This is a genomic window from Bradyrhizobium sp. MI1.3, assembly GCF_055811695.1.
In genome coordinates this window covers 1-25950 of the sequence record NZ_JBVVPQ010000067.1, presented here as the reverse complement: position 1 = coordinate 25950, position 25950 = coordinate 1, and the positions used below count along the sequence as shown (strand labels likewise).

At 64.8% G+C, this 25950-nt stretch carries 22 protein-coding genes; 15 read left to right on the top strand and 7 right to left on the bottom strand.

Going from position 1 to position 25950, the window contains the following annotated elements:
• Positions 1-406: 406 nt before the first annotated feature.
• From AC0L3A_RS32465 to AC0L3A_RS32455, 3 genes are all read left to right on the top strand, one after another.
• Positions 407-1942: a peroxidase family protein gene (locus tag AC0L3A_RS32465; RefSeq protein ID WP_007596466.1), complete on the top strand. Its 1536-nt coding sequence runs from the start codon at positions 407-409 to the stop codon at positions 1940-1942.
• A gap of 261 nt (positions 1943-2203) precedes the next feature.
• A complete protein-coding gene (locus AC0L3A_RS32460; RefSeq protein WP_007596468.1) occupies positions 2204-3805 on the top strand; it encodes a tetratricopeptide repeat protein in 1602 nt (533 codons plus the stop codon).
• A 22-nt stretch (positions 3806-3827) separates the two neighbouring features.
• Positions 3828-4394 (top strand): hypothetical protein, encoded by a 567-nt coding sequence (locus AC0L3A_RS32455; protein WP_007596470.1) that lies wholly within the window; start codon positions 3828-3830, stop codon positions 4392-4394.
• A 45-nt stretch (positions 4395-4439) separates the two neighbouring features.
• Here AC0L3A_RS32455 and AC0L3A_RS32450 read toward each other — a convergent pair whose 3' ends face one another.
• Both AC0L3A_RS32450 and AC0L3A_RS32445 read right to left on the bottom strand, forming a co-directional pair.
• Positions 4440-4958 (bottom strand): hypothetical protein, encoded by a 519-nt coding sequence (locus AC0L3A_RS32450; protein WP_007596472.1) that lies wholly within the window; start codon positions 4956-4958, stop codon positions 4440-4442.
• Positions 4959-5138: 180 nt separating this feature from the next.
• Positions 5139-6686 (bottom strand): acetolactate synthase large subunit, encoded by a 1548-nt coding sequence (locus AC0L3A_RS32445; RefSeq protein ID WP_007596473.1) that lies wholly within the window; start codon positions 6684-6686, stop codon positions 5139-5141.
• 264 nt (positions 6687-6950) lie between these two features.
• Here AC0L3A_RS32445 and AC0L3A_RS32440 point away from each other — a divergent pair, with 264 nt between their 5' ends.
• Both AC0L3A_RS32440 and AC0L3A_RS32435 read left to right on the top strand, forming a co-directional pair.
• A complete protein-coding gene (locus AC0L3A_RS32440) occupies positions 6951-7529 on the top strand; it encodes a L,D-transpeptidase (RefSeq protein ID WP_007596474.1) in 579 nt (192 codons plus the stop codon).
• Between the two features lie 69 nt (positions 7530-7598).
• Complete coding sequence (locus AC0L3A_RS32435) at positions 7599-8414, top strand: DUF2927 domain-containing protein (protein WP_007596475.1); 816 nt, start codon at positions 7599-7601, stop codon at positions 8412-8414.
• A 173-nt stretch (positions 8415-8587) separates the two neighbouring features.
• Here the strand turns inward: AC0L3A_RS32435 and AC0L3A_RS32430 are convergent, their stop codons facing one another.
• Positions 8588-9715 carry a threonine synthase gene (locus AC0L3A_RS32430; protein WP_035993571.1) on the bottom strand — a complete coding sequence of 376 codons (1128 nt, stop codon included), beginning with the start codon at positions 9713-9715 and terminating at the stop codon, positions 8588-8590.
• A gap of 372 nt (positions 9716-10087) precedes the next feature.
• Here AC0L3A_RS32430 and AC0L3A_RS32425 point away from each other — a divergent pair, with 372 nt between their 5' ends.
• From AC0L3A_RS32425 to AC0L3A_RS32410, 4 genes are all read left to right on the top strand, one after another.
• Positions 10088-11344, top strand: coding sequence for a GTP cyclohydrolase II (locus AC0L3A_RS32425; protein WP_007596478.1), 1257 nt, complete (start codon positions 10088-10090; stop codon positions 11342-11344).
• Between the two features lie 7 nt (positions 11345-11351).
• Positions 11352-12590 carry a URC4/urg3 family protein gene (locus AC0L3A_RS32420; protein ID WP_007596480.1) on the top strand — a complete coding sequence of 413 codons (1239 nt, stop codon included), beginning with the start codon at positions 11352-11354 and terminating at the stop codon, positions 12588-12590.
• Between the two features lie 96 nt (positions 12591-12686).
• The gene (gene upp, locus AC0L3A_RS32415; RefSeq protein ID WP_219683054.1) at positions 12687-13316 is read left to right on the top strand and encodes a uracil phosphoribosyltransferase; all 630 of its coding nucleotides are present in this window, start codon (positions 12687-12689) and stop codon (positions 13314-13316) included.
• A gap of 78 nt (positions 13317-13394) precedes the next feature.
• Positions 13395-13607 (top strand): hypothetical protein, encoded by a 213-nt coding sequence (locus tag AC0L3A_RS32410; protein ID WP_007596483.1) that lies wholly within the window; start codon positions 13395-13397, stop codon positions 13605-13607.
• Positions 13608-13623: 16 nt separating this feature from the next.
• On the opposite strand, the gene AC0L3A_RS32405 is transcribed toward AC0L3A_RS32410, so the two are convergent.
• The 3 genes from AC0L3A_RS32405 to AC0L3A_RS32395 all read right to left on the bottom strand — a co-directional run bounded on the left by AC0L3A_RS32405 (position 13624) and on the right by AC0L3A_RS32395 (position 16471).
• Positions 13624-14115 (bottom strand): DUF305 domain-containing protein, encoded by a 492-nt coding sequence (locus AC0L3A_RS32405; protein WP_007596484.1) that lies wholly within the window; start codon positions 14113-14115, stop codon positions 13624-13626.
• A gap of 103 nt (positions 14116-14218) precedes the next feature.
• Positions 14219-15322 (bottom strand): M48 family metallopeptidase, encoded by a 1104-nt coding sequence (locus tag AC0L3A_RS32400; protein ID WP_473255884.1) that lies wholly within the window; start codon positions 15320-15322, stop codon positions 14219-14221.
• A 3-nt stretch (positions 15323-15325) separates the two neighbouring features.
• Positions 15326-16471 carry a DUF898 family protein gene (locus AC0L3A_RS32395; protein WP_473255890.1) on the bottom strand — a complete coding sequence of 382 codons (1146 nt, stop codon included), beginning with the start codon at positions 16469-16471 and terminating at the stop codon, positions 15326-15328.
• Positions 16472-16843: 372 nt separating this feature from the next.
• Between AC0L3A_RS32395 and AC0L3A_RS32390 the strand changes: the two genes are divergently transcribed.
• Positions 16844-18109 (top strand): cytochrome P450, encoded by a 1266-nt coding sequence (locus AC0L3A_RS32390; protein WP_007596487.1) that lies wholly within the window; start codon positions 16844-16846, stop codon positions 18107-18109.
• A gap of 179 nt (positions 18110-18288) precedes the next feature.
• A complete protein-coding gene (locus AC0L3A_RS32385; protein ID WP_007596489.1) occupies positions 18289-19563 on the top strand; it encodes a cytochrome P450 in 1275 nt (424 codons plus the stop codon).
• A gap of 226 nt (positions 19564-19789) precedes the next feature.
• Here AC0L3A_RS32385 and AC0L3A_RS32380 read toward each other — a convergent pair whose 3' ends face one another.
• A complete protein-coding gene (locus AC0L3A_RS32380; protein WP_007596491.1) occupies positions 19790-20710 on the bottom strand; it encodes a LysR substrate-binding domain-containing protein in 921 nt (306 codons plus the stop codon).
• A gap of 125 nt (positions 20711-20835) precedes the next feature.
• Here AC0L3A_RS32380 and AC0L3A_RS32375 point away from each other — a divergent pair, with 125 nt between their 5' ends.
• The 4 genes from AC0L3A_RS32375 to mdlC all read left to right on the top strand — a co-directional run bounded on the left by AC0L3A_RS32375 (position 20836) and on the right by mdlC (position 25751).
• The gene (locus tag AC0L3A_RS32375; protein WP_007596500.1) at positions 20836-22005 is read left to right on the top strand and encodes an acyl-CoA dehydrogenase family protein; all 1170 of its coding nucleotides are present in this window, start codon (positions 20836-20838) and stop codon (positions 22003-22005) included.
• A 10-nt stretch (positions 22006-22015) separates the two neighbouring features.
• On the top strand, positions 22016-23119 hold the full coding sequence (locus AC0L3A_RS32370) for a CaiB/BaiF CoA transferase family protein (protein ID WP_007596501.1): 1104 nt from the start codon (positions 22016-22018) through the stop codon (positions 23117-23119).
• A gap of 15 nt (positions 23120-23134) precedes the next feature.
• A complete protein-coding gene (locus tag AC0L3A_RS32365) occupies positions 23135-23983 on the top strand; it encodes an HTD2 family dehydratase (protein ID WP_007596502.1) in 849 nt (282 codons plus the stop codon).
• Between the two features lie 145 nt (positions 23984-24128).
• Positions 24129-25751, top strand: a complete 1623-nt coding sequence (gene mdlC, locus AC0L3A_RS32360) for a benzoylformate decarboxylase (RefSeq protein WP_035995260.1) — start codon at positions 24129-24131, stop codon at positions 25749-25751.
• The last annotated feature ends 199 nt before the right edge of the window (positions 25752-25950 follow it).

Below are 25950 nucleotides of genomic sequence, written 5' to 3'. Positions count from 1 at the left end.
GGCCCCCCCCCCCCCCCCCGCAACTTGTTTTTTTGCCGCCACCCCCCCGCCCTCGGGTTCCCCCCCCCCGGGCCCCCCCCCCCCCCTGGGGGGGGGGGGCCCCCCCCCCCCCCCCCGCCACAATTTCTACGTGAAGCCGATCCGCTTCGCCGACGCCCCGGCGAATTGAAACGGTGCGAAGCCGCCTGCGTCCGTCGATGACGAGAATGTTATCCGTCATCGCCACGGAGAAATTCACGATGCGCAGCCGCGGCTTGCGGGCAAGGCGCACCTTCCGAAAATTTCGATGCCGGGCAATTGTGATCCATCTCGCTCGTGGCAGGCGTGATCGCGCCTAGGCTGCAAACCCCAGCGCGAGAAACTTTAGCCCGATCTGTTTCATTCGACTTTTCAGGAAGGTGTTTCAATGAGCAGCCGCCACGCAATTGTTCCGCGCGGTCTGAACGCAACGCGTTCGCCGCTTTCGCAAGGCCGCTTCGGCCGCATGTTCCGCAAGCTCGCACCGGCCAAATTCGGCCCGAACGATTCCGGCACGATCGCAAACCTGTCGGCGCTCGCCGACAAGATGATCGCCGGCTTCGACGGGCCGAAGGACGGGCCGGACGCGGAAGAGAGCGGCATTCCTTCGCTCTACACTTATTTCGGCCAGTTCGTCGATCACGACATCACTTTCGATCCGGTCAGCTCTCTGACCAAGCAGCAGGATCCCGACGGGCTCGTCGACTTCCGCACGCCGTCGCTCGACATGGACAATGTCTACGGCCGCGGTCCGAACGACCAGCCCTACATGTATGACGGCATCAAATTCCGGCTCGGCGAGAAGGTCACCGGCGCGGGCGTGCCCGATGCCGTCGACCTGCCGCGCTTCAAGGGCCGCGCGCTGATCGGCGATCCCCGCAACGACGAGAACAGCATCGTCTCGCAATTCCAGGCCTTGATGCTGCGCTTTCACAACCGCATGGTCGACGACAATGACAGCCTGTCGTTCGAAGACGTGCAGCAGCGCGTTCGATTCCACTATCAGTATGTCGTGCTGAACGACTTCCTGCCGCGCATCGTCCACGCCAGCGTGCTGGACGAGCTGAAGACCGCGGGTCACTACGACCGCAGCAAGCTCGCTTACTACCATTGGAAGACCTATCCGTTCATGCCGGTCGAGTTCTCGGTCGCGGCCTACCGGCTCGGGCACTCCATGATCCGCCCCGGCTACCGGCTGAACGACGCGGCCAACATGCTGCTGCAGATCTTCCCCGACCCCAACAATCCCGACCAAAACGCACTGACCGGCTTCCGTGCGATGGGACCGGGACGCGCCATGGATTGGGGCCGCTTCATCGATCTCGACACGCGCCCCTACGGCATCGAGGACGACGACACCAATCCCGACAACAAGAGGCGTCTGCAGTTCGCCTATCGCATCGATGCCTCGCTGGTGGACCCGCTGCGCAAGCTGCCCCCGGAAGTCGCCTCCAATCCGGCGTCGCTGGCGCTGCGCAATCTCGAGCGCAGCTGGCGGCTCGGACTGCCGTCGGGCCAGGCCGTCGCCAGGGCGATGAACCTGACGCCGCTGACCGACGACGAGATCATCATCGGCAAGGCCGTCGACGAGCCCGGGACGGGCGATCCGCAAGTCAAGATCGCGAGCATCGCGAACGGCGTGTTCGCCGGCAACTGCCCGCTGTGGGCTTACATCCTGGCCGAGGCGCGGCAAAACGCGACGGACATGGCGATCCCCGCTACCGGCGGGCCCGCCACGGTCAGGACACCGCAGCTCGGACCGGTCGGCGGTCGCATCGTCGCCGAGGTCTTCCTCGGCATGATGTTCGGAGACAATTCCTCCGTGCTGTCGCTCGACCCGCAATGGACGCCGGTGACCGGCTCCGGCTTCGCGTTGAAGGACCTCGTCGCCTACGCGCTCGGCCAGGGCGATCCGCTGCATTGAGCGGGTGACGGACGATGATGCAAGGCCGCTCGTCGTGCGAGCGGCCTTGTGGCCCACTCGCCTCGACGGGCGGGCGGATGGATCCTGGCAGGCGTGCTTCCCTAACGCAAATCTGTCCGCTTCCTGTTGACTCGCATCTCGAATGGAGAAATCCTTTAGCAACAATTGCCATTGCCAATCTCAGCAATACGAACTTCGGCGCCCTCGGTTTTATCGGCGCCATCTGACCAGATTTATTCTGAACAGAAAACGGAGGGGCCGATGCGCGCGCTCGCCTTGAGAACCGTCTCACTTCTCGCCCTCGCTGCCCTAGGCTCGATTTCCGGCACGCCTGCCGCACGCGCGGAGGACGGGACCGATGAGCAATTTGGCAAGGTGCACTTCCAGACCTCCTGCAACGAGGTGGCGCAGCGCCGCTTCGATCGCGGGATGCGTTATCAGCACTCGTTCTGGTACCGGCCCGCAAAGGAAATTTTCGAGGAGACGCTGCAGGCCGATCCGGAATGCGCGATCGCCTATTGGGGCATTGCCCTGAGCCTGCTGTACAATCCGCATTTTGCCGCGCCGAAGGAAAACCTCACCGCAGGTCTCGCCGCGCTGCAGAAGGCCAAGGCACTCGGCGTTAAGAGCGAACGCGAACGTGACTATATCGACGCGCTGTGGGCCTTCTATTCGGGCGACGAAAAGACGACGTTTGGCCAGCGCGCGCAGTCCTATCTCAAGGCAACCGAAGCCGTCGCCGCGCGCTATCCCGATGATGACGAGGCACAGATCGCCTACGCCATCACGCTGAACGTCACGGCGTCGCCAAACGACAAGACCTATGCCAACCAGCTCAAGGGCGCTGCTATCCTGGAGCCGATCTTCAAGCGCCAGCCGCGGCATCCCGGCGTCGCACATTACCTGATCCATCTCTATGACTATCCGGCGATCGCAGAGCAAGGACTCGACGCTGCCAAGCGTTATTCCGAGATCGCGCCGGCGGCACCGCACGCCTTGCATATGCCGTCGCACATTTTCACGCGCGTCGGCTACTGGAACGAATCCATCGACGCCAATAGCCGTTCCGCCAAGGCTGCCAAGGAGGGCAAGGACCCGAGCGAGCAGCTGCATGCCGACGACTATATGGTCTACGCCCTGCTCCAGCTTGCGCAGGACAGCCGAGCCAGCGAGGTCATCGCGGATATGATTGCGACCACGGGCTATGCGCCGGCTGTCCGCGCCGGACCCTACGCGATAGCGGCCAGCCAGGCGCGCTATATGGTCGAACGCGGTGATTGGCAGGGCGCTGCCGCGCTGAAAGTCGAGCCGAGCCGGTTTGCCTATGTCGATGCGATCACCTATTTCGCTCGCGCCCTTGGCGCCGCGCGCTCCGGCAATGCAGACGCTGCAGCGGCGGACATCGCCAAGCTGGCGGAGTTGCGGGACAAGCTGCAGCAGGACAAGGACGCCTATTGGGCCGAAATCGTGGACATTCAGCGGCAGGTCGCTACAGCCTGGCAGCTCAACGCCTTGGGGAAACAGGCGGATGCGTTGGAAGCGATGCGCCTTGCCGCCGATGCCGAAGACAAGACCGAAAAATCCATCGTGACGCCGGGTCCGCTCGCCCCCGCACGCGAGCTTTACGGGACCATGCTGCTCGAACGCGGCATGGCGACGGAGGCATTGGTCGCGTTCGAAAGCACCATGCGCAAGGAGCCGAACCGCTTTGGCGCGACGATCGGCGCCGCTCACGCGGCCGAGAAAGCGGGGGATACTGTGAAGGCCCGCCAGTACTACGCGAAGATCGTCGAAACGGCGAGAAATGGCGACTCGTCGCGAGAAGACCTCGCGGCCGCTCGAAAGTTGATGGCTCAGAATTAGCAAAGGTGCCGCGTCAGCTTCCATGCGCCTGACAAGCAAATTCGTTGCAATCAGCGCAGCCACTGCGCTGCTCTGCGCAGCCGCAGCGCTCTGGATATCGCGATCCGGCGAACCGGCACGCGCAACAGCGGCCTCCGGCGAGGTCCGCCCGGTGTGGACGGAAATCGACTGGCCTTTCGGCGCGGATCCCTGGGGGAAAGGAAAGGCGTTTCGCTGCAAGGCCGAAGATTGCGGCGGCGAGGTCCTGCTCTACGTTCGCCCCAAGCTCGGCTTTTGCAATTGCGCCACCGGCGTTGCCGACGACGGCGACCTCGAACAGATGGGCGACCTGGCGCTGATTGGGAAGGCAACGCCGACGGCTGCCGGCCGAGAGATCGTCGTCGGTCCGATGCGCGGCCGCAGCAGGGCCTATCGCGTCGAGGGGACCCCCAAGGCCGCGCTCTCACTCGCCTTCAATCAACGCTGCGACATGGTCGCCGCGACGGCCTTGCTCGCACCGGGCGCGACCGCGTCACTGGAGCCGGCGGTGCTGTCATTCCTCAATAGCGACCGCATGCTGAAATGGGCCGAGATCGCGCTTGGGTTATGACCCGACCCAATAGCCGAATTGAAGGCGACAATCTCGGCACGAGCCTTACCGCGCCGTCCCGAGGCCAACCTCCTCCAGCCGCGTCGCGAACCAGCGCGACAGCGGCTGATCGAGGACGCCGCCGACATAGACCTCCGAGATCGTCACATGGTGCTTGTCCAGCACCAGCAGCACGCCGATCCAATAGGCGAACCAGACATGCGCATCGGTCAGCGCCATCAGCTTGTGCTGGTCGTGGTCGAGCGCGGTGTGATTGCTCGCCTTGCGGATCTCCACGGTGAGTAGGTTGTTCGGGATCTCGCGCTGATGCACCACGACGTCAGGGTAGATCGACTTGCCCAGATGATCGTCGGTCGAGACGATGGTGCCGTGCGGCAGATGCAGCGTACGCTCGCCGAGCCGGTCGTAGTTGCAGTCGACCGACCAGCCGGAGAATTGCTTCTCCAGATGCACGGCGAAGCGGTGCGTGATGGCACGCTCCCCTATGTCCTTCTCGAACAGGAATGCTTCGTGGGCGTAGAAGTCCCGGAGCGCCGCTATCACCTTGTTCAGCTCGGTCTGCATCTTGCCCCCGGCTCATCACCCGCATTCCGATGCGCCGTCACCGGACCCTCATGGTGAGGAGCGCGGAACGCGCGTCTCGAACCATGAAGGCCCGTATCCCGCCTGTCACCATCCTTCGAGACGCCCGCGTACGCGGGCTCCTCAGGATGAGGCCGGAATTCGCGGCGCGATCGACCAGACCTACATCTGGACTTCGATTAGCCGCGGCCCGGGCTCGGCGACGGCTTCGGCCAGCGCCTTGTTGAACTCGTCCGCGTTGGTGACGGCGCGGCCGGGCACGCCCATGCCCTTGGCCAGCGCCACGAAATCCAGCGTCGGCCGGTCGAGGCGAAGCATGTCGTTGGCGCGCTGGCCGGGCTCGCCGGCGCCGACATTGTCGAACTCGCCGCGCAGGATCTGGTAGATGCGGTTGGCGAACACGATGGTGACGATGTTGAGGTTTTCGCGCGCCTGCGTCCACAGCGACTGGATCGTGTACATCGCGCTGCCGTCGCCGACCATGCAGATCACCTTGCGGTCCGGGCAGGCGATCGCGGCACCGATCGAGAGCGGCGTCGAGAAGCCGATCGAGCCGCCCATGTTCTGGAGCCAGTCGTGCGGAGCAGCCGCCGCCGTCGGCGGGAAGAAGGCGCGGCCGGTGGTGAGGGATTCGTCGACCAGGATTGCGTTCTCGGGAATCGCATAGGCGATCGACTGGGCGATCGAGGCGTGGGTCAGTGCGCCGGTCGGCTTGAGCAGTTCGGCCGAAGCCTGCGGCTTGACGTCCTTCGCGCTGGCCTTCACCGCGCCGGCGAGCGCTTCCAGCGCTGCGACCGAATTCTCACCCCAGGAGGTCATGCGATGCACGTCGCAGCCCTCGGGCTTGAGGATGCTCGGCTTGTTCGGATAGGCGAAGAACGCCACGGGATCGTCGGACTCGACCAGCACGATGTGACGGAACCTCGCCAGCATCTGCAGCGCGTTGTCGATCACGTAGTGGATGCGATCGATCGAGAAGCGGCCGCGGCCGCGCGCCATTCTCGGACGGAAGGTCGGGCCCATCACGGTGCAGCCGGTCCTGGCGGCGATGCGCTCGGCCAGCGCCAGGCCCTGCTCGCTCAGCGCACTGCCGGTCATCAGCAGCAGCGTGCCCTCGCCGTCGCCGTGCAGGATTTTTGCGGCCTGCTCGACCGCCTGCGGCGAATAGCTCGCGCGCTGCTGCTCGGCCGGAACCTCCGCGATGCCATCCGCTTCGTTCCAGGCGGTGTCGGCGGGCAGGATCAGGGTCGCGATCTGCGGCGGCGCGCTCTTGGCGGCGGCGATCGCCGCGGCGCCGTCGGCGGCGACCGATTTGGAGTCCGGCGAGGTGCGGACCCAGGACGACATCGGCCGGGCCAGGCCCTCGATGTCGGAGGTCAGCGGCGCGTTGTAGCCGATGTGGTAGACGGCATGCTGGCCGACGATGTTGACGATGCCGGAATTCGCCTTCTTGGCGTTATGCAGATTGGCAAGGCCGTTGGCGAGGCCGGGACCGAGATGCAGCAGCGTCGAGGCCGGCGTGCCCTTCATGCGGAAATAGCCGTCGGCGGCGCCGGTCACCACGCCTTCGAACAGGCCGAGCACGCAACGCATGCCGGGCACGCGGTCGAGCGCTGCGACAAAATGCATCTCGGAGGTGCCGGGGTTGGAGAAGCAGACGTCGACCCCGCCCTTGACCATCGTCCGCACCAGACTTTCCGCACCGTTCATCCATCAGCTCCCGCAACCGGCAATGTTCCAACAATCCGTCCGATCAATCATTGTTCGCTCGTCTCGTCAAAGCAATAGCCGGCATCGCCGCCCTGCCCCGCGCAGCGATGCGCCGGTTTGACTAACGTTTTCTTCCAACTGGCGCGGTTGCCGATTTGGTAACTTCCTTCATTAAGGATGCCTCCCTCACGGGGCCGTGGCTTGCGGAAAGCCCGCAAATATGGCCTGTAACTTCAGTTGAATCGATTTTTTGCTGGGGGAACAATGATCCGGTATTTTGCCGCGCCGATTGCCGCCATCGCACTGCTGTCGGCCACCGCCGGCGGCGCCTTCGCCGAGGAGTTCGACTCGCGCGACATCATGGGCGGCGGCCCGAATTTCTTCCGCGGCGGCTCGAGCCCGGTCCCCCGCACCACCGTCATGTACAACGGCAATTACGCCCCCGGCACGATCGTGGTGAACACCTCGGAGCGCCGGCTCTATCTGGTGCTCCAGAACGGCCAGGCCCTGCGCTACGGCATCGGCGTCGGCCGCGACGGCTTCCGCTGGGGCGGCGTGCACAGGATCACCGCCAAGAAGGAATGGCCGGACTGGACGCCGCCGTCGCAGATGCTGGCCCGCCGGCCGGACCTGCCGCGCCACATGAAGGGCGGTGTCGAGAATCCGCTCGGCGCGCGCGCAATGTATCTGGGCTCGACGCTCTACCGCATCCACGGCTCCAACGAGCCGGAGACGATCGGCCAGGCGGTGTCCTCGGGCTGCTTCCGCATGACCAACGACGACGTCACCGACCTCTACGGCCGCGTCGGAGTCGGCACCACCGTGGTCGTGCTGAACAACTAGCAGGAACCGACGGGCGCGTGGATATGCGGTCTTGTGCGCGCGACGCGAATACGGCAGCGTCGCTTGGCAATGAGCGCATTAGCCCCGCCTTCGTCCGGCTTTCGCATCGCCCTGCTGGCGCTCGCCACCGTCGCGTTTGCCCCTGACACCGCTACCATCGCCGTCGCGGGGGAATTGCCCGCGATCGTCTCGCGTCAGCGCGCCGAGAAGAAGAGCTTTACCGACGGCGAGATCGTCGATGGCTTTCTGAAGACGGCGTTCGGCGCCGAATATCACCTTGCCGGTCGTGTCGACCGCATCCGCAAGTTTGACGGGCCGGTGCGCGTGTTCGCCGAGAGCGACCGCGCCGACCGCAAGGCGCAGCTCGCAAAAGTCGTGGCCGACATCGGCAAGCACGTGCAGCATCTCGACATCGCCATGATCGACAGCAGCGAGGCGGCGAATGTGCGGGTGAAGCTCGTGCGCGACCGCGATCTGTTCCGCACCATCTCGAGCTTCTACGGTGCGGAGAAGGCCCGCGAGATCCGCACCTCGCTCGATCCGCAATGCCTGTCCGGCTTCCGCAAGAACGACAATTTCGAGATCGAGCATTCCGACGTCATTCTCACGGTCGACAACGGCGATTTCACCTTCCTCGACTGCGCCTATGAGGAGCTGCTGCAATCGCTCGGCCCGATCAACGACACCGCGAGCGTGCCCTGGACCATGTTCAACGACAACGTCTCGATGGGCTATTTCGACGTCTACGACCAGTACATCCTCAACCTGCTCTACGATCCCCGCATCAAGGCCGGCATGACCGTACAGGAGGTCAAGGCGGCGCTGCCCGACGTGCTCGCCGATGTGCGCGTGTGGGTGAGGCGTGTCAACGATCTGAAGGAATGAGGCGACGCTTTCCCTCTCCCCTTGCGGGAGAGGGTGGCTCGATGCGAAGCGGCGAGACGGGTGAGGGGTCTCTCTCCACGCGCGAACCTTTGGCTTTCGAATCCGCAGAAGCAACCCCTCATCCGGCGCTTCGCGCCACCTTCTCCCGCAAGGGGAGAACGGAAGAGACCGCCTTATTGCACAAGATCGGCAACGATGGTCGCGGCCTTGAGGCCGGTGCCGGTGAGGACCGCGACCGTGGTCTCGTTCGCCTTGATGGCACCGGCGACGGATAGTTTGTCCAGCGCGGCGGCAGCGCTGGCGCTGGTCGGCTCGGCGAACAGGCCCTGCCGCGCAAGACGCCGCAGCGCGGCGACGATCTCGTCCTCGGTGAGCGCTACGGTGCCGCCGCCGCTCTCGCGCAACACGGCGATGATCTCGCGCAGGCGCAGCGGATGCTTGATCGCGGTACCTTCGGCGATGGTCTTGCTGACCTCACGCGCGACAGGGGTGTCGACGCCGGCCTTGAAGCTTGCATCGATCGGCGAGCAATTGAGCGGCTGCGCCGCGAACAGGCGCGGCAGCCTGGCGATCTGGCCCGCCTTGAGCAACTCGCGGAAACCAAAGGCGCAACCCAAAAGGCTGCTGCCGGCGCCGACGGGAACGATGACGTTGTCGGGGGCGCGAAAGCCGAGATCTTCCCAGATCTCGTAGGCGAGCGACTTGGTGCCTTCGAGAAAGAACGGCTGCCAATTGTGGCTGGCATAGAAGGTTTGGCTCGACTGCTGGATGGCCTCGGCCTCCGATTCCTCGCGCGGGCCCTCGACGAGCTGCACCGCCGCGCCATAAGCGCGGACCTGCGCGATCTTGGCCGGTGACGTCGATGCAGGCGCGAGAATCTTCACGCGCATGCCGCCGGCGGCACCTAACCCCGCCATCGACGAGCCGCCATTGCCGGACGAGTCCTCCAGAATGGCGTCGACGCCAATCTGCCGAAGAAAGGACAGCATCACGGCGGAGCCGCGGTCCTTGAAGCTGCCGGTCGGGTTGAACCATTCGAGCTTGAAGAACGGGCGCAGTTCGCCCCAGGCCTGCTGCACCAGTGGTGTGCAGCCTTCGCCGAGCGTGATCGGAGTTTTGATCTCGACCGGGAGCGCCGCCCGGTAGCGCCAGAGTGAGCGCGCCCGGCTGTCAATGTCCTCGCGCGAGATCCCCGTCCCCGGCGTCACCAGCAGCGGCGTGCGCTCGTCCGAACACCAGCGCGGCTGGTCCAGCGGATAGAGCTTTCCGTTGCGAGGGTCGATGTAGGCGGCGGCGGGCATGGCGGTCTCCAAGGCAGAGGCAAAGGCGATCTGTAGGTTTGGTTTGATGACACGTTTTGTCCGGAAACTCGACGCCCGCCGCACCATCCGTGCACGCCCCCTTGAAAGCACGAAAAAGATAATTACTTCATCGGCTTACAGCGATCTCACCGGGGTCGGCCCGTGCGGTAGCGTGGCTCTCACGCAGCCCCTGCTGGCTCGGTGATGATGGGGATTTGGCCGCAAGCCGCCTGCCCTGCGCAGCACGATTAACTTGTCTGTCGTGGCTGGCCGCTACAATATGTTGGATTGCGTCGCCGGTGACCGCATCGGCAACGCCGCAGAGCCAGGCCCGTCCGAGCGGCGGGCCGTTGGCTTTTTGGGAGTTTGGTCATGAGCCGCGCGAACCGTACCGACCACATCCGCCTCACCTCCCATCCGGAGCCGGGCAGGACAGCCGCCTTCCCGATCCACTGGGGCGCAGCCGACGCGCGTATCCGCGGGCCGATCATCGGCACGGTATCGCGCGCCGCCGATCGCAACGTGATCGGCAGCCATGGCGGCTCCTATGCGATGTACCGCGCGCTCGCGGTGTCCGCCGGCGCGCTCGATCCGATTCGCAGGCCCGATCTCACCAACACCTTTCCGGCCGCGACCATCGGGCCGTTCGAGCAATGGCGCGATCCCGCAAAAATCGTCGCGCTCGATCCCTGGGGGCATCTCGTCGCCGAGAATTTCGGCAAGGACATTGCTGAGGGCATCGACATCAGGCCGAGCATCGCGGTAACGCGCGCGCGGCTCGACCTGCCGGAGATCCGCGAGGCGCTCGCCGCCAAGCGCCTGCGCGCCGACGGCGACGTCGTGCATGCCAATGGCAGTGTGTCGGTGGTGAAGATCGCGATCGATCCGGTCTGGTATCTGCCGGGCCTTGCGGAACGCTTTGCGACCAACGAGACCGAGCTGCGGCGCACGCTGTTCGAGCAGACCGCCGGCATGTTCCCCGAGCTGGTGACCCGGCCGGACATGAAGGTGTTCTTGCCGCCGATCGGGGGCACCACAGTGTACATGTTCGGCGATGTGACAAAGCTGCCGGACCATCGCACCAAGATCACCTGCCGGGTGCATGACGAGTGCAACGGCTCCGACGTGTTCGGCTCCGACATCTGCACCTGCCGTCCCTACCTCATCCACGGCATCGAGGAATCCGCGCGCGGCGCGCAGGAGGGCGGGCTCGGGCTCGTGATCTACAACCGCAAGGAAGGCCGCGCGCTCGGCGAGGTCACGAAATTCCTGGTCTACAATGCGCGCAAGCGCCAGGAGGACGGCGATGCGGCCGCCGCCTATTTCGAGCGCACCGAATGCGTCGCCGGCGTCCAGGATGCCCGCTTCCAACAATTGATGCCCGATACCATCCACTGGCTCGGCCTGAAGCGCATCGACCGCTTCCTCTCGATGAGCGACATGAAGCACGACGCGCTGACATCGCAGGGCATCGACATCGTCGAGCGCGTGCCGATCCCGCCCGAGCTCATTCCCGCCGACGCCTATGTCGAGATCGCCGCGAAGAAGGCCGCCGGCTATTACTCCACCGACATCGCGCCGGAGAAGGACGTCGACGGCGTTGTCGGGCGTTCGCTGGAAAAATACTGATCGATTGATGGCAGACGCTTTGGAATTGCAGGCCCGTTCGCTGCTCAGCGCAGCAGCGGTTCGCGCGCGTGCCGGGGAGATACTTGACATCGGCCTTGCCGGCGGACTCACCCATTTCACTGTTGATCTCGATCGCATGGACGGCGTTGCTGATGCCGTGCTCGCGGTGACGCGAAAGGCCTATCCGACGCTGGAGATTCCGTTCCATGCGCGGTGGCGCCATTTTGTGCTTGGCGGCGTCGACCGTTGGGCGCGGCTTGCAGACGCGGCGTCGTGGCCCGATCGCGCGGCGCGGGCGCGCGCGGAGTTCGACCTTGCCATCGTCAGCGTGCTGCTCGATGCCGGCGCGGGTGCGGCGTGGCGATACCGCGACGCTGTGACGCGACAAGAGATCGGCCGGTCGGAGGGACTCGCGATTGCAAGTCTCGACATGTATGCGAGCGGTCTTTTCTCCCGCGATGCCCGCGCGCCCTTCAGGGCCGATGCCGACGTGCTCGCGCAACTGCCGCTCGCCGCGCTCAGCTCGGCGTTTCAAGTGAGCGACACCAATCCGCTGCTCGGGCTCGAGGGGCGGACCGATCTGCTGCGGCGCTTGGGCAAGCTGGTGGCGGAGCGCGCCGACGTGTTCGGCTCGCACGACACGCCGCGGCCGGGCGGCCTGTTCGATCACATCGCGGCACAGGCGAATGGCGGCGCGGTTCCCGCGCCCGCGATCCTATCCGCAGTGCTGAACCAGCTCGGACCGATCTGGCCGTCTCGACTGGAGCTTGCCGGAATTCCGCTCGGCGATTGCTGGCGCCATCCGGCGATCAAGGCCAGCGATGCGACCTCGGGCCTCGTGCCCCTGCACAAGCTGTCGCAATGGCTGAGCTATTCGCTGATCGAACCGCTCCAGCGCGCCGGAATTGACGTGACCGACATCGACGGCCTGACCGGGCTTGCCGAGTATCGCAATGGCGGCCTGTTCGTCGATCACGAGGTGCTGCGCCTGCGCGACGCCGCCGACGCCGAACGTGCGCATGCGGTGGACTCCCTGCTTGTCGTCGAGTGGCGCGCGCTGACCGTGGCGCTGCTCGATCGCCTGGCCGAACTGGTCCGCGCAAAACTCGGCCGCACGCCTGAGACATTGCCGCTCGCCAGCATTCTGGAAGGCGGCACCTGGGCCGCGGGCCGCGCCATCGCCTTCGCGCGCCGGCCCGACGGTTCGCCGCCGCTCAAGGTGATCAGCGACGGCACGGTGTTCTAGTCTCTCGTTCGAGTTCGCGGAAACAGACCCCTCATCCGGCGCTTCGCGCCACCTTCGCCCACAAGGGGAGAAGGGCAAAAGCAAGAGCATCCCGTCATGCAAGGCGTCACGATCGTCGATCATCCGCTGGTGCAGCACAAGCTGACCCTGGTGCGGGACAAATCGATCTCGACCAAATCGTTTCGGGAGCTGATCAAGGAGATCGGCATGCTGCTGTGCTACGAGGTGACGCGCGATCTGCCGCTCGCCGATACCGTTATCGACACGCCGCTGGCGACGATGCATTCGGCCAAGATTGCCGGCAAGAAGCTGGTCTTCGTGCCGATGCTGCGGGCCGGCACGACCTTCGTCGACGGCATGATGGATTTGGTGCCGACCGCGCGCGTTGCGCATATCGGCCTCTATCGTGAGCCGCACAGTTTTGCGGCGGTCGAGTACTTCTTCAAATCGCCGTCCGATCTCGGCGAACGCCTGGCGATCGTGGTAACGCCGGTGGTTGCGACCGCCAATACGGCTGTGGCCGCAATCGACCGGCTGAAGGAGCGCGGCGCCAAGGACATTCGCCTCGCCTGCCTGATCGCCGCCCCCGAAGGGCTCGAACGGCTGCGCGGACTGCATCCGGACGTCCCGATCTGGACGGCCGCAGTCGACGAAGGTCTCGATGAGAACGGCTTTATCCTGCCGGGACTCGGCGACGCCGGCGACCGCGCCTACGGGACGAGATAAGCGTCGGCCTGCAAACCGCGTCACATTAGGAACAGCTTCGCTCGCGCAAGGTTTTCCTGCTCTACGATGGAGAGCACGATGACCTATCAGGATGACGACCGCAGAGTAGACAGAGCACGCCTCAACAGCCCGGTGGGCTGGGCGATCGGCGCGATCTTCGTGATCGCCGTCGTCGCGGCCGTCTTCTTCTACAATGGACGCGATGTCGGTCCCCAGACCACGACCACCAGCCCGAACAACGCGCCGAGCGTCACCACGGGCTCAACCAATCCGGCCGCCCCGGCAAAGTGATACGAGGGCCGCTCCGTCAGGTCGGCGGCCGCGGCGGCAGATCCTTCGCATCCGCGGGCGCGGGCTTCTCCTTGAGGTCGGCGATCAACCGTTCCATCTCGCCGATCTCCCGCACTTGGGCTTCGATGATGTCGTCGGCCAGCTTGCGGACGCGGGGATCCCTGATGTGCGCGCGCTCGCTGGTGAGAACCGCGATGGAATGATGCGGGATCATCGCCTCCATATACGCGACGTCGGTCACGGTCTGCTGGCTTCGAACGAGCCAGAGCGAAACCGCAAACACGACGGCGCTGGCGGCCAGAATGGCGACGTTCGCCGTGCGGTTCCTGTACATGCCCCACATGAAAGCGAGCATCACGGCGGCCATGACGGCGCCCATCAGCAACGCCATCCACGTCCGGGTCTGGCTGTACCAGACGTGATCCAGAGCGAAGGTGTTGAGATACATCAGACCGAACATGATCACGGTGGAAGCCGCGATCATCGTGACGAAACGACCGTAAGCCATGAGGAACATTCCCGCTGTCTATCGGGGGATAACCACACGCCGAGGGATCGTTCCTCGCCGATCGATGATTTGGCGCGGGGCCGACGCGTCGGCGGCAAGAGATTCAGATCTTGCCGCAGATCCCCTTCAGTGACCGCCACTCTGCATCCGTCAGCAGCGGCGGGCCGCTGGCGGGGCGATCCTCCTTCGTCATGCGCGCGAGCCGGTCCTCGGTCAGCGGATGGCTCGCCAGGATCGACGTGAGGCCGCCGCCTTCCTTGCCGGTGATGCGGAACATCAATTCGGCTGCGGGCTTCGGCGAACGGCCGAGCTTGTGCATGATCTCGATGGCAAACGTATCCGCAGCGGTCTCGGCTTCGCGTGAATAGGAAGCCTCGACCACGCTGCGCGAGGCGAAGATCACGGCGCTCGAGCCGGTGACGTCGCCGAACAACAGGCCGATCAGGAACGAGGTGCCGCCGTTATAGATCAGGCCGCGCATGTTGTCGTAATGCTTGAGATGACCGAGCTCGTGGGCGAGGATGCCGGCGAGCTCGTCCGGGCTTTCGGCCTTGTCGAGCAGGCCCTTCAGCACGAAGACCTTGCCGCCCGGCAGTGCGAACGCGTTCGGCACCGGGGTCGGCAGCACGCCCGCGGTCATGGAATCGTCGTCGAGGCCGGCGGCACCGCGCAGCCGATTGACGAGTTTGATGAAGGCCGCCTTCCCCGCCGCATCCTCGCACGCATTGCGGCCGAAGATCGTCTTCACCTGAACCTCCGACGCATCGCCAATGCGCCGCTCGATCGGTTTCGGCACCAGCGGCGCCAGGCGGTCGGCAGCGAGCGGCACGCCGAACAGCACGACGCAGACGATGGAGACGGCGGCAGCCATCGACCAGCCGACGATTTTTGCGACGCCGCGGCGCGAAGTCTGGTGGTCGTCGAGCCGCATGCAGCGCGCGGTCACGTCTGAGGCGAGCAGAGCGTCGCGGATTTCCAGCCGCGCCAGCGGCGGCGCGGAACCGCAGGCGAGCCGCAAAATGCCGGGCGGGCTGTCGGCACGGCGGATGTCGGCATAGTTCCAGCGAACGGGCGTCGCACCCTCTTCGAGGATCTCGAGCGCGTCACTGAGCGTCAGCGCCACCTGCCGCCTGCGGCTCGACACGCCGTCGAAGAAGATCGTCGGCTTTGCGGACTGCGCCGGGGCTTCGGCGAATACGTCACTCACAGCTCAGAATCCCGCGACATCGAGTCCATCGGCAAAGCCTTCGCCGAGCGCACTGGCAAGCTCGGCGCTGCCGCGCACGTCCGCGGCGGCGGCGATGTTGTGCACATCGACCGTTTCCAGCACCTTGGCCCAGAGATCGCGCTGGAGATAGACCCGCATGACGATGTTGAGGGCCAGGGCGAGTGCGAGGTAGCCGACGACCATCATCACCAGTGTCGGGATGCTCTTGGCCGCATTGCCGGGCCCCAACGCCTGCTCGACCGAAAGACCGCTCAGCTTGACGACGAGCATGGTGGCTCCGCCGACATAAGCGGCGAAGATGACCGAGAGCAGCATCCACCAGCCGATCACCTTCCAGTACAGGCCGTAAAATGCGTTGTGCGGAAGTTGCGAGGACACGCTGACATCGCCGATGCGGATACCGTCGAGCCACCAGCGCCACTCGCGCGCCTTGAACTCGGCATAGACGAACGGCGCGAGCGGAAAGATCACCATCGCGATCGGGCTCAGCAGCCACAGCCACCAGCCGCGCTTGAAGAACGTCCAGCCGTCAGCCGCGAAATCGCCGCGCAAATCGCCGTAATGGGTGTGCCGCATCTTGTAGCGTTCGAGCGAGGCCTCCCGCCATGGCAATGCGAGCCCAAGCGTCAGAAACACCAGCAAGCCCCACAGCATGGCGCGGAACGAATAGGCCCAGCCCGATCCATCCATCCAGAATCGCACGCCGCGCCAGACCGTCCGCGTCAGGCGATAGCGCCGCGCGCGAAAGATCGCGAACTGGCCGAAAGCGTAGAAGCTGATGAACAGCGGCGTCGAGGCAAAGCCCTGCCAGCGCTCGAACTCGATGCCGACAAGGAAGTAAGCGAGGTAGATCGGCACCAGGATCGCGAGCGCGAACAGGAAGCCGACCAAGAGCTCCTTGGCCCGCCCGGTATATTCGGCGGCGTCGCCGTCGACCGCAGTGTTCGCCCACAGATGACGGCGGATGTCGGTGACGAGCCAGAACCGGTAGAAGCCAAAGGTGACGAGCTCGAGCAGGGCACCCTTGGTAACCAATTTGCGAAACTCGGTGCGGTTGCCGGTGAAATCGACCCCCGTGGGCGGCAGCGGCGGGGGTAAGGGTTCGGAGCCGATGGGCGTCCATTGCATATCGTTCACGGTGGCAACCTCGGGGTGCGGACCTGGTTCGATCAAACTATAGATCAGAGATTAGTCGATCCCCAAGATGGGCGGGTTCGATTTGGCTCGATTCCGGTCAATTTTTGGCGCGTTTTCGCAGCCGTGGGCGTGCGCGAGATCACGTTCGCGAATGTCTGGTAGCCCGGATGGAGCGCAGCGCAATCCGGGACAGCGGCAGTGGCCGCCCGAATCCCGGATTTCGCTTCGCTCCATCCGGGCTACTTCACACCCATGTGGCAAAACTCGCCCTTGCTCCGGCGCAGACAACCGGCTGTAATTGCAAATCAAATACCGCAGCGCAGAATTCAACGAGAACGCGCGGTTATGTCAGGGAGAGCGGTCATGCATGGGACCATCGAAAGCGCGGCGAAGCTCGACGCGTTGCGCGCACGCGCAACGTCACTGCCGCTGGAGCAGTTCGATCCGGGCGACCCCGAGCTGTTCAGGACCGATACGTTCTGGCCCTATTTCGATCGCCTGCGCCGCGAAGATCCCGTGCACTATTGCAAGGACTCGATGTTCGGGCCGTATTGGTCGGTGACGCGCTACAACGACATCATGGAGATCGAGACCAATCATTCGGTATTCTCCTCGGCCTCCTCGCTCGGCGGCATCACCATCCGCGACATCGATCCGGAACTGCGTCGCGAGAGCTTCATCTCGATGGACCCGCCGCGCCACGCGGCGCAGCGCAAGACCGTGGCGCCGATGTTCACGCCGACGCATCTGGACAATCTCGCGCTCAGCATCCGCAAGCGCTCGGCCGAGTGCCTGGACAATCTGCCGCGCGGCGAGGTGTTCGACTGGGTCGACCGCGTCTCGATCGAGCTCACCACGCAGATGCTCGCGGTGCTGTTCGACTTCCCCTGGGAGGACCGCCGCAAGCTGACGCGCTGGTCGGACATCGCGACCACCATTCCCGGACCCGACGGCCTCGTCGCCACCGAAGACGAGCGTCAGGCCGAGCTCACCGAATGCGCCGGCTATTTCGCGCGGCTGTGGAAGGAGCGCATCGAGCAGCCGCCGAAGAGCGACCTGTTGTCGATGATGGCGCATGGCGCCGCGACGCGCGACATGGACGCGAAAAACTTCCTCGGCAATCTCATCCTTCTGATCGTCGGCGGCAACGACACCACCCGCAACACCATGTCCGGCTCGCTTGACGCGCTGAGCCAGCATCCGGAGCAATATCGCAAGCTGCGCGAAAACCCCGTGCTGCTCGACAGCTTCGTGCCGGAAGTGATCCGCTGGCAGACGCCACTGGCCCATATGCGGCGCACCGCGCTTGCGGACTTCGAGTTCCGCGGCAAGCAGATCAAGAAAGGTGACAAGGTCGTGATGTGGTACGTCTCGGGCAACCGCGACGCCGACGCGATCGAAAAGCCCTACGAATTCATCATTGACCGCGCGCGGCCGCGCACGCATCTCTCGTTCGGCTTCGGCATCCACCGCTGCGTCGGCTTGCGGCTTGCCGAACTCCAGCTCAAGATTATCTGGGAAGAGATCCTCAAGCGATTCGACCATATCGAGGTGGTCGGCGAACCCAAGCGGGTCTATTCGAGTTTCGTGAAGGGTCTCGAAACCTTGCCGGTGAAGATCGCGGCGTGAGATTACTCCCTCTCCCCGTTCTACGGGGAGAGGGTCGGGGTGAGGGGCTCTATCCGCGAGAAAAGTAGCCGCCGACTCGCGGAGAGTCCCCCTCACCCGGAATCCGCGCGGTGCGCGAATTCCGGCCTCTCCCCGCAAGCGGGGAGAGGCGAAGAAAGAGAAACACTGGAGCTACGACCATGAACATCCAAGCGCCGGTTCAAGTGGACAAGGCCGAACGCATGCGCAGGGCCCGCGAGGAGGCCTATGCGACGCCGCTGGCGCAGTTCCACCCGGGCGCGCCCAGGCTGTTCCAGGATGACACCCTGTGGCCGTGGTTCGAGCGGCTGCGCAAGGAAGAGCCGGTGCATTACTGCACCAACGCGCCGATCGAGCCGTATTGGTCGGTGGTGAAGTACGACGACATCATGCATGTCGACACCAACCACGGCCTGTTCTCCTCTGACTCGACGCTCGGCGGCATCGGCATCCGCGACGTGCCGGAAGGTTATGACTGGCCGAGCTTCATCGCCATGGACCAGCCGCGTCATTCGTCGCAGCGCAAGACGGTGTCGCCGATGTTCACGCCGACTCATCTGGACGAACTGGCGAAACTGATCCGCCAGCGCTCGCAAACCGTGCTCGACAATCTGCCGCGCAACGAGACCTTCAATTTCGTCGAGCGCGTCTCGATCGAGCTGACGACGCAGATGCTGGCCACCCTGTTCGACTTCCCCTGGGAAGAACGGCGCAAGCTGACGCGCTGGTCAGATGTCGCGACCGCGCTACCCAAGAGCGGCATTGTTGCCTCGGCCGAAGAGCGCCGCCGCGAGATGGACGAATGCTACGCCTACATGTCCAAGCTCTGGAACGAGCGCGTCAACTCCGCGCCGCGCAACGATTTGCTGTCGCTGATGGCGCACAACGACGCCACGCGGTTCATGGATCCCGACAATCTCATGGGCAACATCATCCTGCTCATCGTCGGCGGCAACGACACCACGCGCAATACCATGACCGGCTCGGTGCTGGCATTGAACGAGAACCCGGAGCAGTACGACAGGCTGCGCGCCAACCCGGAACTGATCGATTCCATGGTGCCCGAAGTGATCCGCTGGCAGACTCCGCTCGCACATATGCGGCGCACCGCGCTGCAGGACACTGACGTTGGCGGCAGACACATCAAGAAGGGCGACCGCGTCGTGATGTGGTACGTCTCCGGCAACCGCGACGAGGAGATGTTCGAGAGGCCGAACGAATTCATCATCGACCGCCCGCGGCCGCGCACCCACCTCTCCTTCGGCTTCGGCATCCACCGCTGCGTCGGCATGCGCCTCGCCGAGCTCCAGCTCAAGATCGTCTGGGAAGAGATGCTGAAGCGTTTCGACCGCATCGAGGTGGTCGGCGAGCCCAAGCGGATCTATTCGAGCTTCATCAAGGGGTATGAGTCGTTGCCGGTGAGGATTCCGGCCTGAGCTCTATCCTCCGTCATTGCGAGGAGCCCTTGCGACGAAGCAATCCAGACCGCCGCGGCGGAGAGATTGCTGGATTGCTTCGCTGCGCTCGCAATGACGAGGTTTTGGCGGCACGTGCGCGCCAAACTGGCGACGCACGAACCCAGCTATAAAATTCCGGCATGACAGCTCGCACAACATGCGATGGGTCGCACACGGCCTTCTGTCCTAAACCGCACCGGCACATCTAACTCAATTTGATGTCCCACACGCCGTCCTTGCGGCAGGCGGCGACCTCCTCGCGCAGGAGGGCGGTGACGGCAACCGAGGCCGTCGAGACCGGACGATCGATCGGAGAGGCGAATATGAGCTCGCGCGTCATCGGCTTCGAGACGACGGCCGTTTCCAGCCGCCCGTCCGCGACCTCGGCGTGGACCGACGAGGGCGGCAGCAGCGCGAAGCCGAGGCCTTCCTCGACGAGGCTCGTGAGCACGCGGAATGAATCCGCCTCGAGCTGGACGTTGAGCTTGATCTTGCGTTGCGCCGCCGCGTGCTCGATCAGCGCACGGAGACCGTGGGAATGACTGGGCAGCACCAGCCGCTGCCGCAGCAGCCAGCCGATATCGACGCTCTTCTTGCGCGCGAGGCCACAACCGCGCGGACCCACCGCGACGATGTTGTCGCGCCCCAAGCTCTCGACGTTGAGATGCAGATCGGCGGAGCGGCCGTAGAGGATGGCGAGATCCATCTCGCCGCGATGCAGCCATTCGACCAGATGGCCGCTGTAGCTCTCGACGATGCGCAGCGAAATGCCCGGGAATTTTTCGACGCAGCGCCGCGCGAAGCGCGCCGACAGCACGCAGCTCACGGTCGGGACCAGGCCGAGCACGACCTGGCCGGACGGCGGCCCCTTGGACGACTGGATATCGTCGCGGATCTGGTCGATCTGCCGCACGATGCCCGAGGTGCGCGCCAGCAACAGGCGGCCGGCATCCGTGAGCACCATGCCGCGGCCGTTGCGGGTGAACAATTCGGTGCGCAGCTCGTGTTCCAGGAGCTTGATCTGCCTGGAGAGCGCCGGCTGCGCCACACGCAACGTGTCGGACGCCTTGGAGAGGCTGCCGAGCTCCGCCACGCAACTGAAGGTCCTGAGCTGACGGAAATCCATGCTTGCCAATCCTGGAAGGCTACTCCATACGCTATAGCAAATGAGCATAGGGGGCTGGCATTGTTTTCACAACGCCAGAGGATCGGCCGGCGTTATCCTAACTGCCGCACATACGGGAAAACCCCATGAGTGAAGAACACCACACCGAAGATCACGCCGACATCCGCGAAGCCGTCGCAAAGCTCTGCGCGCAGTTTCCCGGCGAATACTGGCGCAAGCTCGACCGCGAGATGGGCTACCCCAAGGCCTTCGTCGACGCGCTGACCGAGGCCGGTTATCTCTCGGTGCTGATCCCCGAGGAATATGGCGGCGCGGGCTTGAAGCTTTCAGCGGCCGCCGCGATCCTCGAAGAGATCCAGCGCGCGGGCTGCAACGGCGGCGGCTGCCACGCCCAGATGTACACGATGGGCACCGTGCTGCGGCACGGCAATGACGAGCAGAAGGCAAAATATCTGCCGAAGGTCGCGAGCGGTGAATTGCGCCTGCAGGCCTTCGGCGTCACCGAGCCGACCAGCGGCACCGACACTACCTCGCTGAAGACTTTTGCGCGCAAGGACGGCAATGCCGGCTACATCGTCAACGGCCAGAAAATCTGGACCAGCCGCGCCGAACATTCGGACCTGATGCTCCTGCTGGCGCGGACCACGCCGAAGGACCAGGTCAAGAAGCGCACCGATGGCCTTTCGGTGTTCATCGTCGACATGCGCGAGGCCAAGAACAAGGGCCTCGAGATCCGCCCGATCCGCACCATGATGAACCACGCCACCACCGAAGTGTTCTTCACCGACATGAAGGTGCCGGCGGAGAATCTGATCGGCGAGGAGGGCAAGGGCTTTCGCTACATCCTCTCCGGCATGAATGCCGAGCGCATTTTGATCGCGGCCGAATGCGTCGGCGATGCCAAATGGTTCATCGCCAAGGCCACCAACTACGCCAAGGAGCGCAGCGTTTTCGGCCGGCCGATTGGCCAGAACCAAGGCATCCAGTTTCCGATCGCCAAGGCCTACGCCGCGATGCGCGCGGCCGAACTGATGGTGAAGGAAGCGACGCGCAAATACGAAGCCGGGCTCGACTGCGGCGCGGAGGCCAACATGGCAAAAATGCTCGCGGCCGATGCGTCCTGGGAAGCGGCCAACGCCTGCGTCCAGACCCATGGCGGCTTCGGATTTGCCGAGGAGTACGACGTCGAGCGCAAATTCCGCGAGACGCGGCTCTATCAGGTGGCGCCGATCTCGACCAACCTCGTGCTGTCCTTCATCGCCGAGCACGTCCTCGGCATGCCCCGCTCGTACTGAGGCAGCCATCATGGGAGCACTTGACGGGATCAGGGTGATTGCGGTCGAGCAGGCGGTGGCGGCGCCATTCTGCTCGTCGCGGCTGGCGGATGCCGGCGCGGAAGTCATCAAGATCGAGCGGCCGGAAGGCGATTTCGCCCGCGGCTATGACGCGGCGGCCAAGGGGCAGAGCAGCTACTTTGTGTGGCTCAACCGCGGCAAGCAATCGGCCGTGGTCGATCTCGCCACCAAGGAAGGCTGCGCCGAACTGGAAAGACTGATCGCCAGCGCCGACGTGCTGATCCAGAACCTCAAGCCCGGCTCGATGGACAAGCTCGGCTTTTCGCGCGAGCGGCTGCTGAAGGATTATCCCAAACTGATCTCGTGCACGATCACCGGCTACGGCGACGACGGTCCCTACGCGCACCGCAAGGCCTATGATCTGCTGATCCAGGCCGAGAGCGGCCTTGCCTCGATCACAGGCAATCCCGACGGTGCCTCACGGGTCGGCATGTCGATCGTCGACGTCGCGACCGGCGCCACTGCGCATGCGGCAATCCTGGAGGCGCTGATCGGGCGCGGACGCACCGGCAAGGGCGCCGACATCCGCATCTCCATGTTCGACGTGATGGCGGACTGGTGCACCGTGCCGCTGCTCAACTCCGAAGCCGGCAATCCGCCCAAGCGCATGGGACTCCGCCATCCCTCGATCGCGCCCTATGGCGTGTTCACGTCCAGCGACGGCAAGGATATTCTGATCTCGATCCAGAGCGAGCGCGAGTGGAAGACGCTTTGCGCAAAAGTGCTGGAGCAGCCGGATCTGCCCGCCGATCCCCGCGTTGCCAATATGGTCGAGCGCGTGCGCCACCGCGACTTCACCGACAAGACGGTGGCGGATGCCTTCGGCAAGATGACGCGCGACGAGCTCCTGAAGCGGCTGTCCGATGCTGACATCGCCTTTGCCGAGGTCAACACCATGGCCGACCTCACCAATCATCCGCATCTGCGCCGCATCGAGGTCGACACGCCGCAGGGACGCATCAGCTATCCCGCGCCGGCGCCGATCATTGTCGGCGAGACGCGCAGCTATGGTGCGGTGCCGGGGATCGGCGAAAATCCCCAATCCAGGAAATAACAAGAGCGAGGCGTCATGACCGAGAAGCTCGACATCGACCATCTCAGGCAGTGGATCGGCCGCAGCGAAGAGGCCACCGACACCATCACCGCGCAGCTCGTCAAGGGTCTGCGCGCGACGCTGTTCCAGGAGGTCGGCGCGCCCAAGCCGGGCGACGCGGCGCCGTTCACGGTGCATTGGTGCCTGGCGCAGCCGGTGTTTCCGATGTCGATGCTCGGGCCCGACGGCCACCCCACCCGCGGCGGCTTCCTGCCGCCGGTGCCGCTGCCGCGCCGGATGTGGGCCGGCGGCGAGATCGAATTTTTGCAGCCGCTGCGCGTCGGCGACGAATCGACGCGGACATCGCGCATTGCGGACGTGCAGGTGAAATCAGGCTCGACCGGCACGTTGTGCTTCGTCTCGGTCGAGCACAGCATCTCCTCGCCGCGCGGCATCGCCATCCGCGAGCGGCAGGACATCGTTTATCGCGAGATGACGACGACGTACGCGACGGCAAAGGCCCCGCCTCCGCCGCCCAAGGCGCAGCATCGCGAGACGCATGTGTCGGATCCCGTGCTGCTGTTTCGGTATTCCGCGCTGACCTTCAACGGCCACCGCATCCATTACGACCGCGACTACGTGACCAAGGTCGAGGGCTATCCGGGCCTGATCTTCCATGGGCCGTTGCAGGCCACGTTCATCATCGAGATGGCCGCGAAGCTGCGCGGCGGCAAGCCGCCGAAGAAGTTTATCTATCGCGGGGTGCAGCCGCTGTTCGAGGGCAGCGAGCTCTCCATCAACGCCAATGAGACCGAGGCGGGCATGGAGCTGTGGACGGCAAACGCGGAGGGGCAGCCGACGATGAAGGGGACCGCGGTGTGGTGATACACTGCTGCTTCCTCCTCGTCATTGCGAGCGTAGCGAAGCAATCCAGAGTCCCTCGGCGGTAACAGTCTGGATTGCTTCGTCGCAAGGGCTCCTCGCAATGACGGTGGGGCTGATAGCCGATAAACATCAGGGAACGGAAACCATGTCCAAAAACGGCAAGAGCGGCAGCAAATCCGTCACCGTCAAGCAGGCGACACTCGACCTGCTGCGCTCCTTCGGCATCAGACGCGTCTTCGGCAACCCCGGCTCGACCGAGCTGCCGTTCCTGAGCGACTGGCCCGACGACATCGACTATGTGCTGGCGCTTCAGGAGGCCTCCGCGGTCGGCATGGCCGATGGTTACGCGCAGGCCACACGCAATGCCGGCTTCGTCAATCTGCATTCGGCCGCCGGCGTCGGCAACGCACTCGGCAACATCTATACCGCGCATCGCAACCAGACCCCGCTGGTGATCACCGCGGGCCAGCAGGCGCGCTCGATCCTCCCGTTGCAGGCGTTCCTTTATGCGGAGCGTGCGTCCGAATTCCCGCGGCCTTATGTGAAGTACAGCGTGGAGCCGGCGCGGCCCGAGGACGTGCCGGCCGCGATCGCGCGCGCCTATTACACCGCGATGCAGCCGCCATGCGGGCCCACCTTCGTATCGATCCCGGTCGACGACTGGGCGCATGCCGCAGCTCCCATCGAAGCCCGCAAGGTCAGCCGCGAGATAGCGCCCGAGGCTGACGCGATGAAGGCGCTGGTCACCGCGCTCGGTTCGGCCAAGCACCCTGCCCTCGTCGTCGGCCCCGGCGTCGATCGCGCGGGGGCGGTCGATTTGATGGTGCGCGTCGCCGAGAAGGCCAGGGCCAGCGTCTGGGTCAGCCCGTTTTCGGCGCGCTGCTCGTTCCCGGAACGCCATCCCCAGTTCGCGGGCTTCCTGCATGCCTCGCCGGCGCAATTGTCGGACGCCCTGCGCGAGCACGATCTCGTCGTCGTGATCGGCGCGCCGGTGTTCACCTTCCATGTCGAAGGCCACGCCGCGATCTTCGACGGCGGCGCGACGATCTTCCAGATCACGGACGACCCGGATGCCGCAGCGGTGACGCCGGTCGGAACCAGCATCATCGCGACGATGAAGCCGGCGCTCACAATGCTGCTCGACCTCCTGCCGGAGAGCCAGCGAGCCGCACCGAAGGGGCGAACGCTGCCACCGGCCCCGCAGGCCGCCGATCCGCTGCCGGTCGAATTCCTGCTGCATTCGCTGTCGCAGGCGATGCCGGACGGCGCGTCGCTGGTCGAGGAAATTCCCTCGCACCGGCCGGCGATGCAAAAGTTCATGCCGATGCGCGGCCAGGACAGTTTCTACACCATGGCAAGCGGCGGCCTCGGCTACTCGCTGCCGGCCGCGGTTGGCATGGCGCTCGGCAAACCAAAGAGCCGCACGGTGTGCCTGATCGGCGATGGCTCGGCGATGTATTCGATCCAGGCGCTGTGGACCGCCGCGCAGCGCAAGCTGCCGCTCACCATCGTCGTCATCAACAATTCCGGCTACGGCGCGATGCGCTCGTTCAGCCAGGTGATGCAGGTGAGGAACGTGCCGGGACTCGAACTGCCGGGGATCGATTTCGTCCGGCTCGCCGAGGGCCTGGGTTGCCATGCGGTGCGGGTGAGCAAGGCAGCCGAACTGGGCGAGGCGCTCAAGCGCGGAATGGCATTCGAAGGGACCAGCCTCGTGGAGGTCATCGTGGATTCGGCGGTGCCGGTGCTGTACGGGCAGAAGCATTAGCGGCGCACTACATTTCATGTGGTCGTCCTGGCGAAAGCCAGGACCCATTACCCCAGGGAGTAGTTTGGCGAAGACTTGTCGTTCGGTACTGCTACTACGGCAAGATCGGTAGACCTCGCGGTATGGGTCCTGGCTTTCGCCAGGACGACTCCGAAATTGTGGGCCCGCCTTCCCTACGTCCCGAAATCTTCCCGCATCC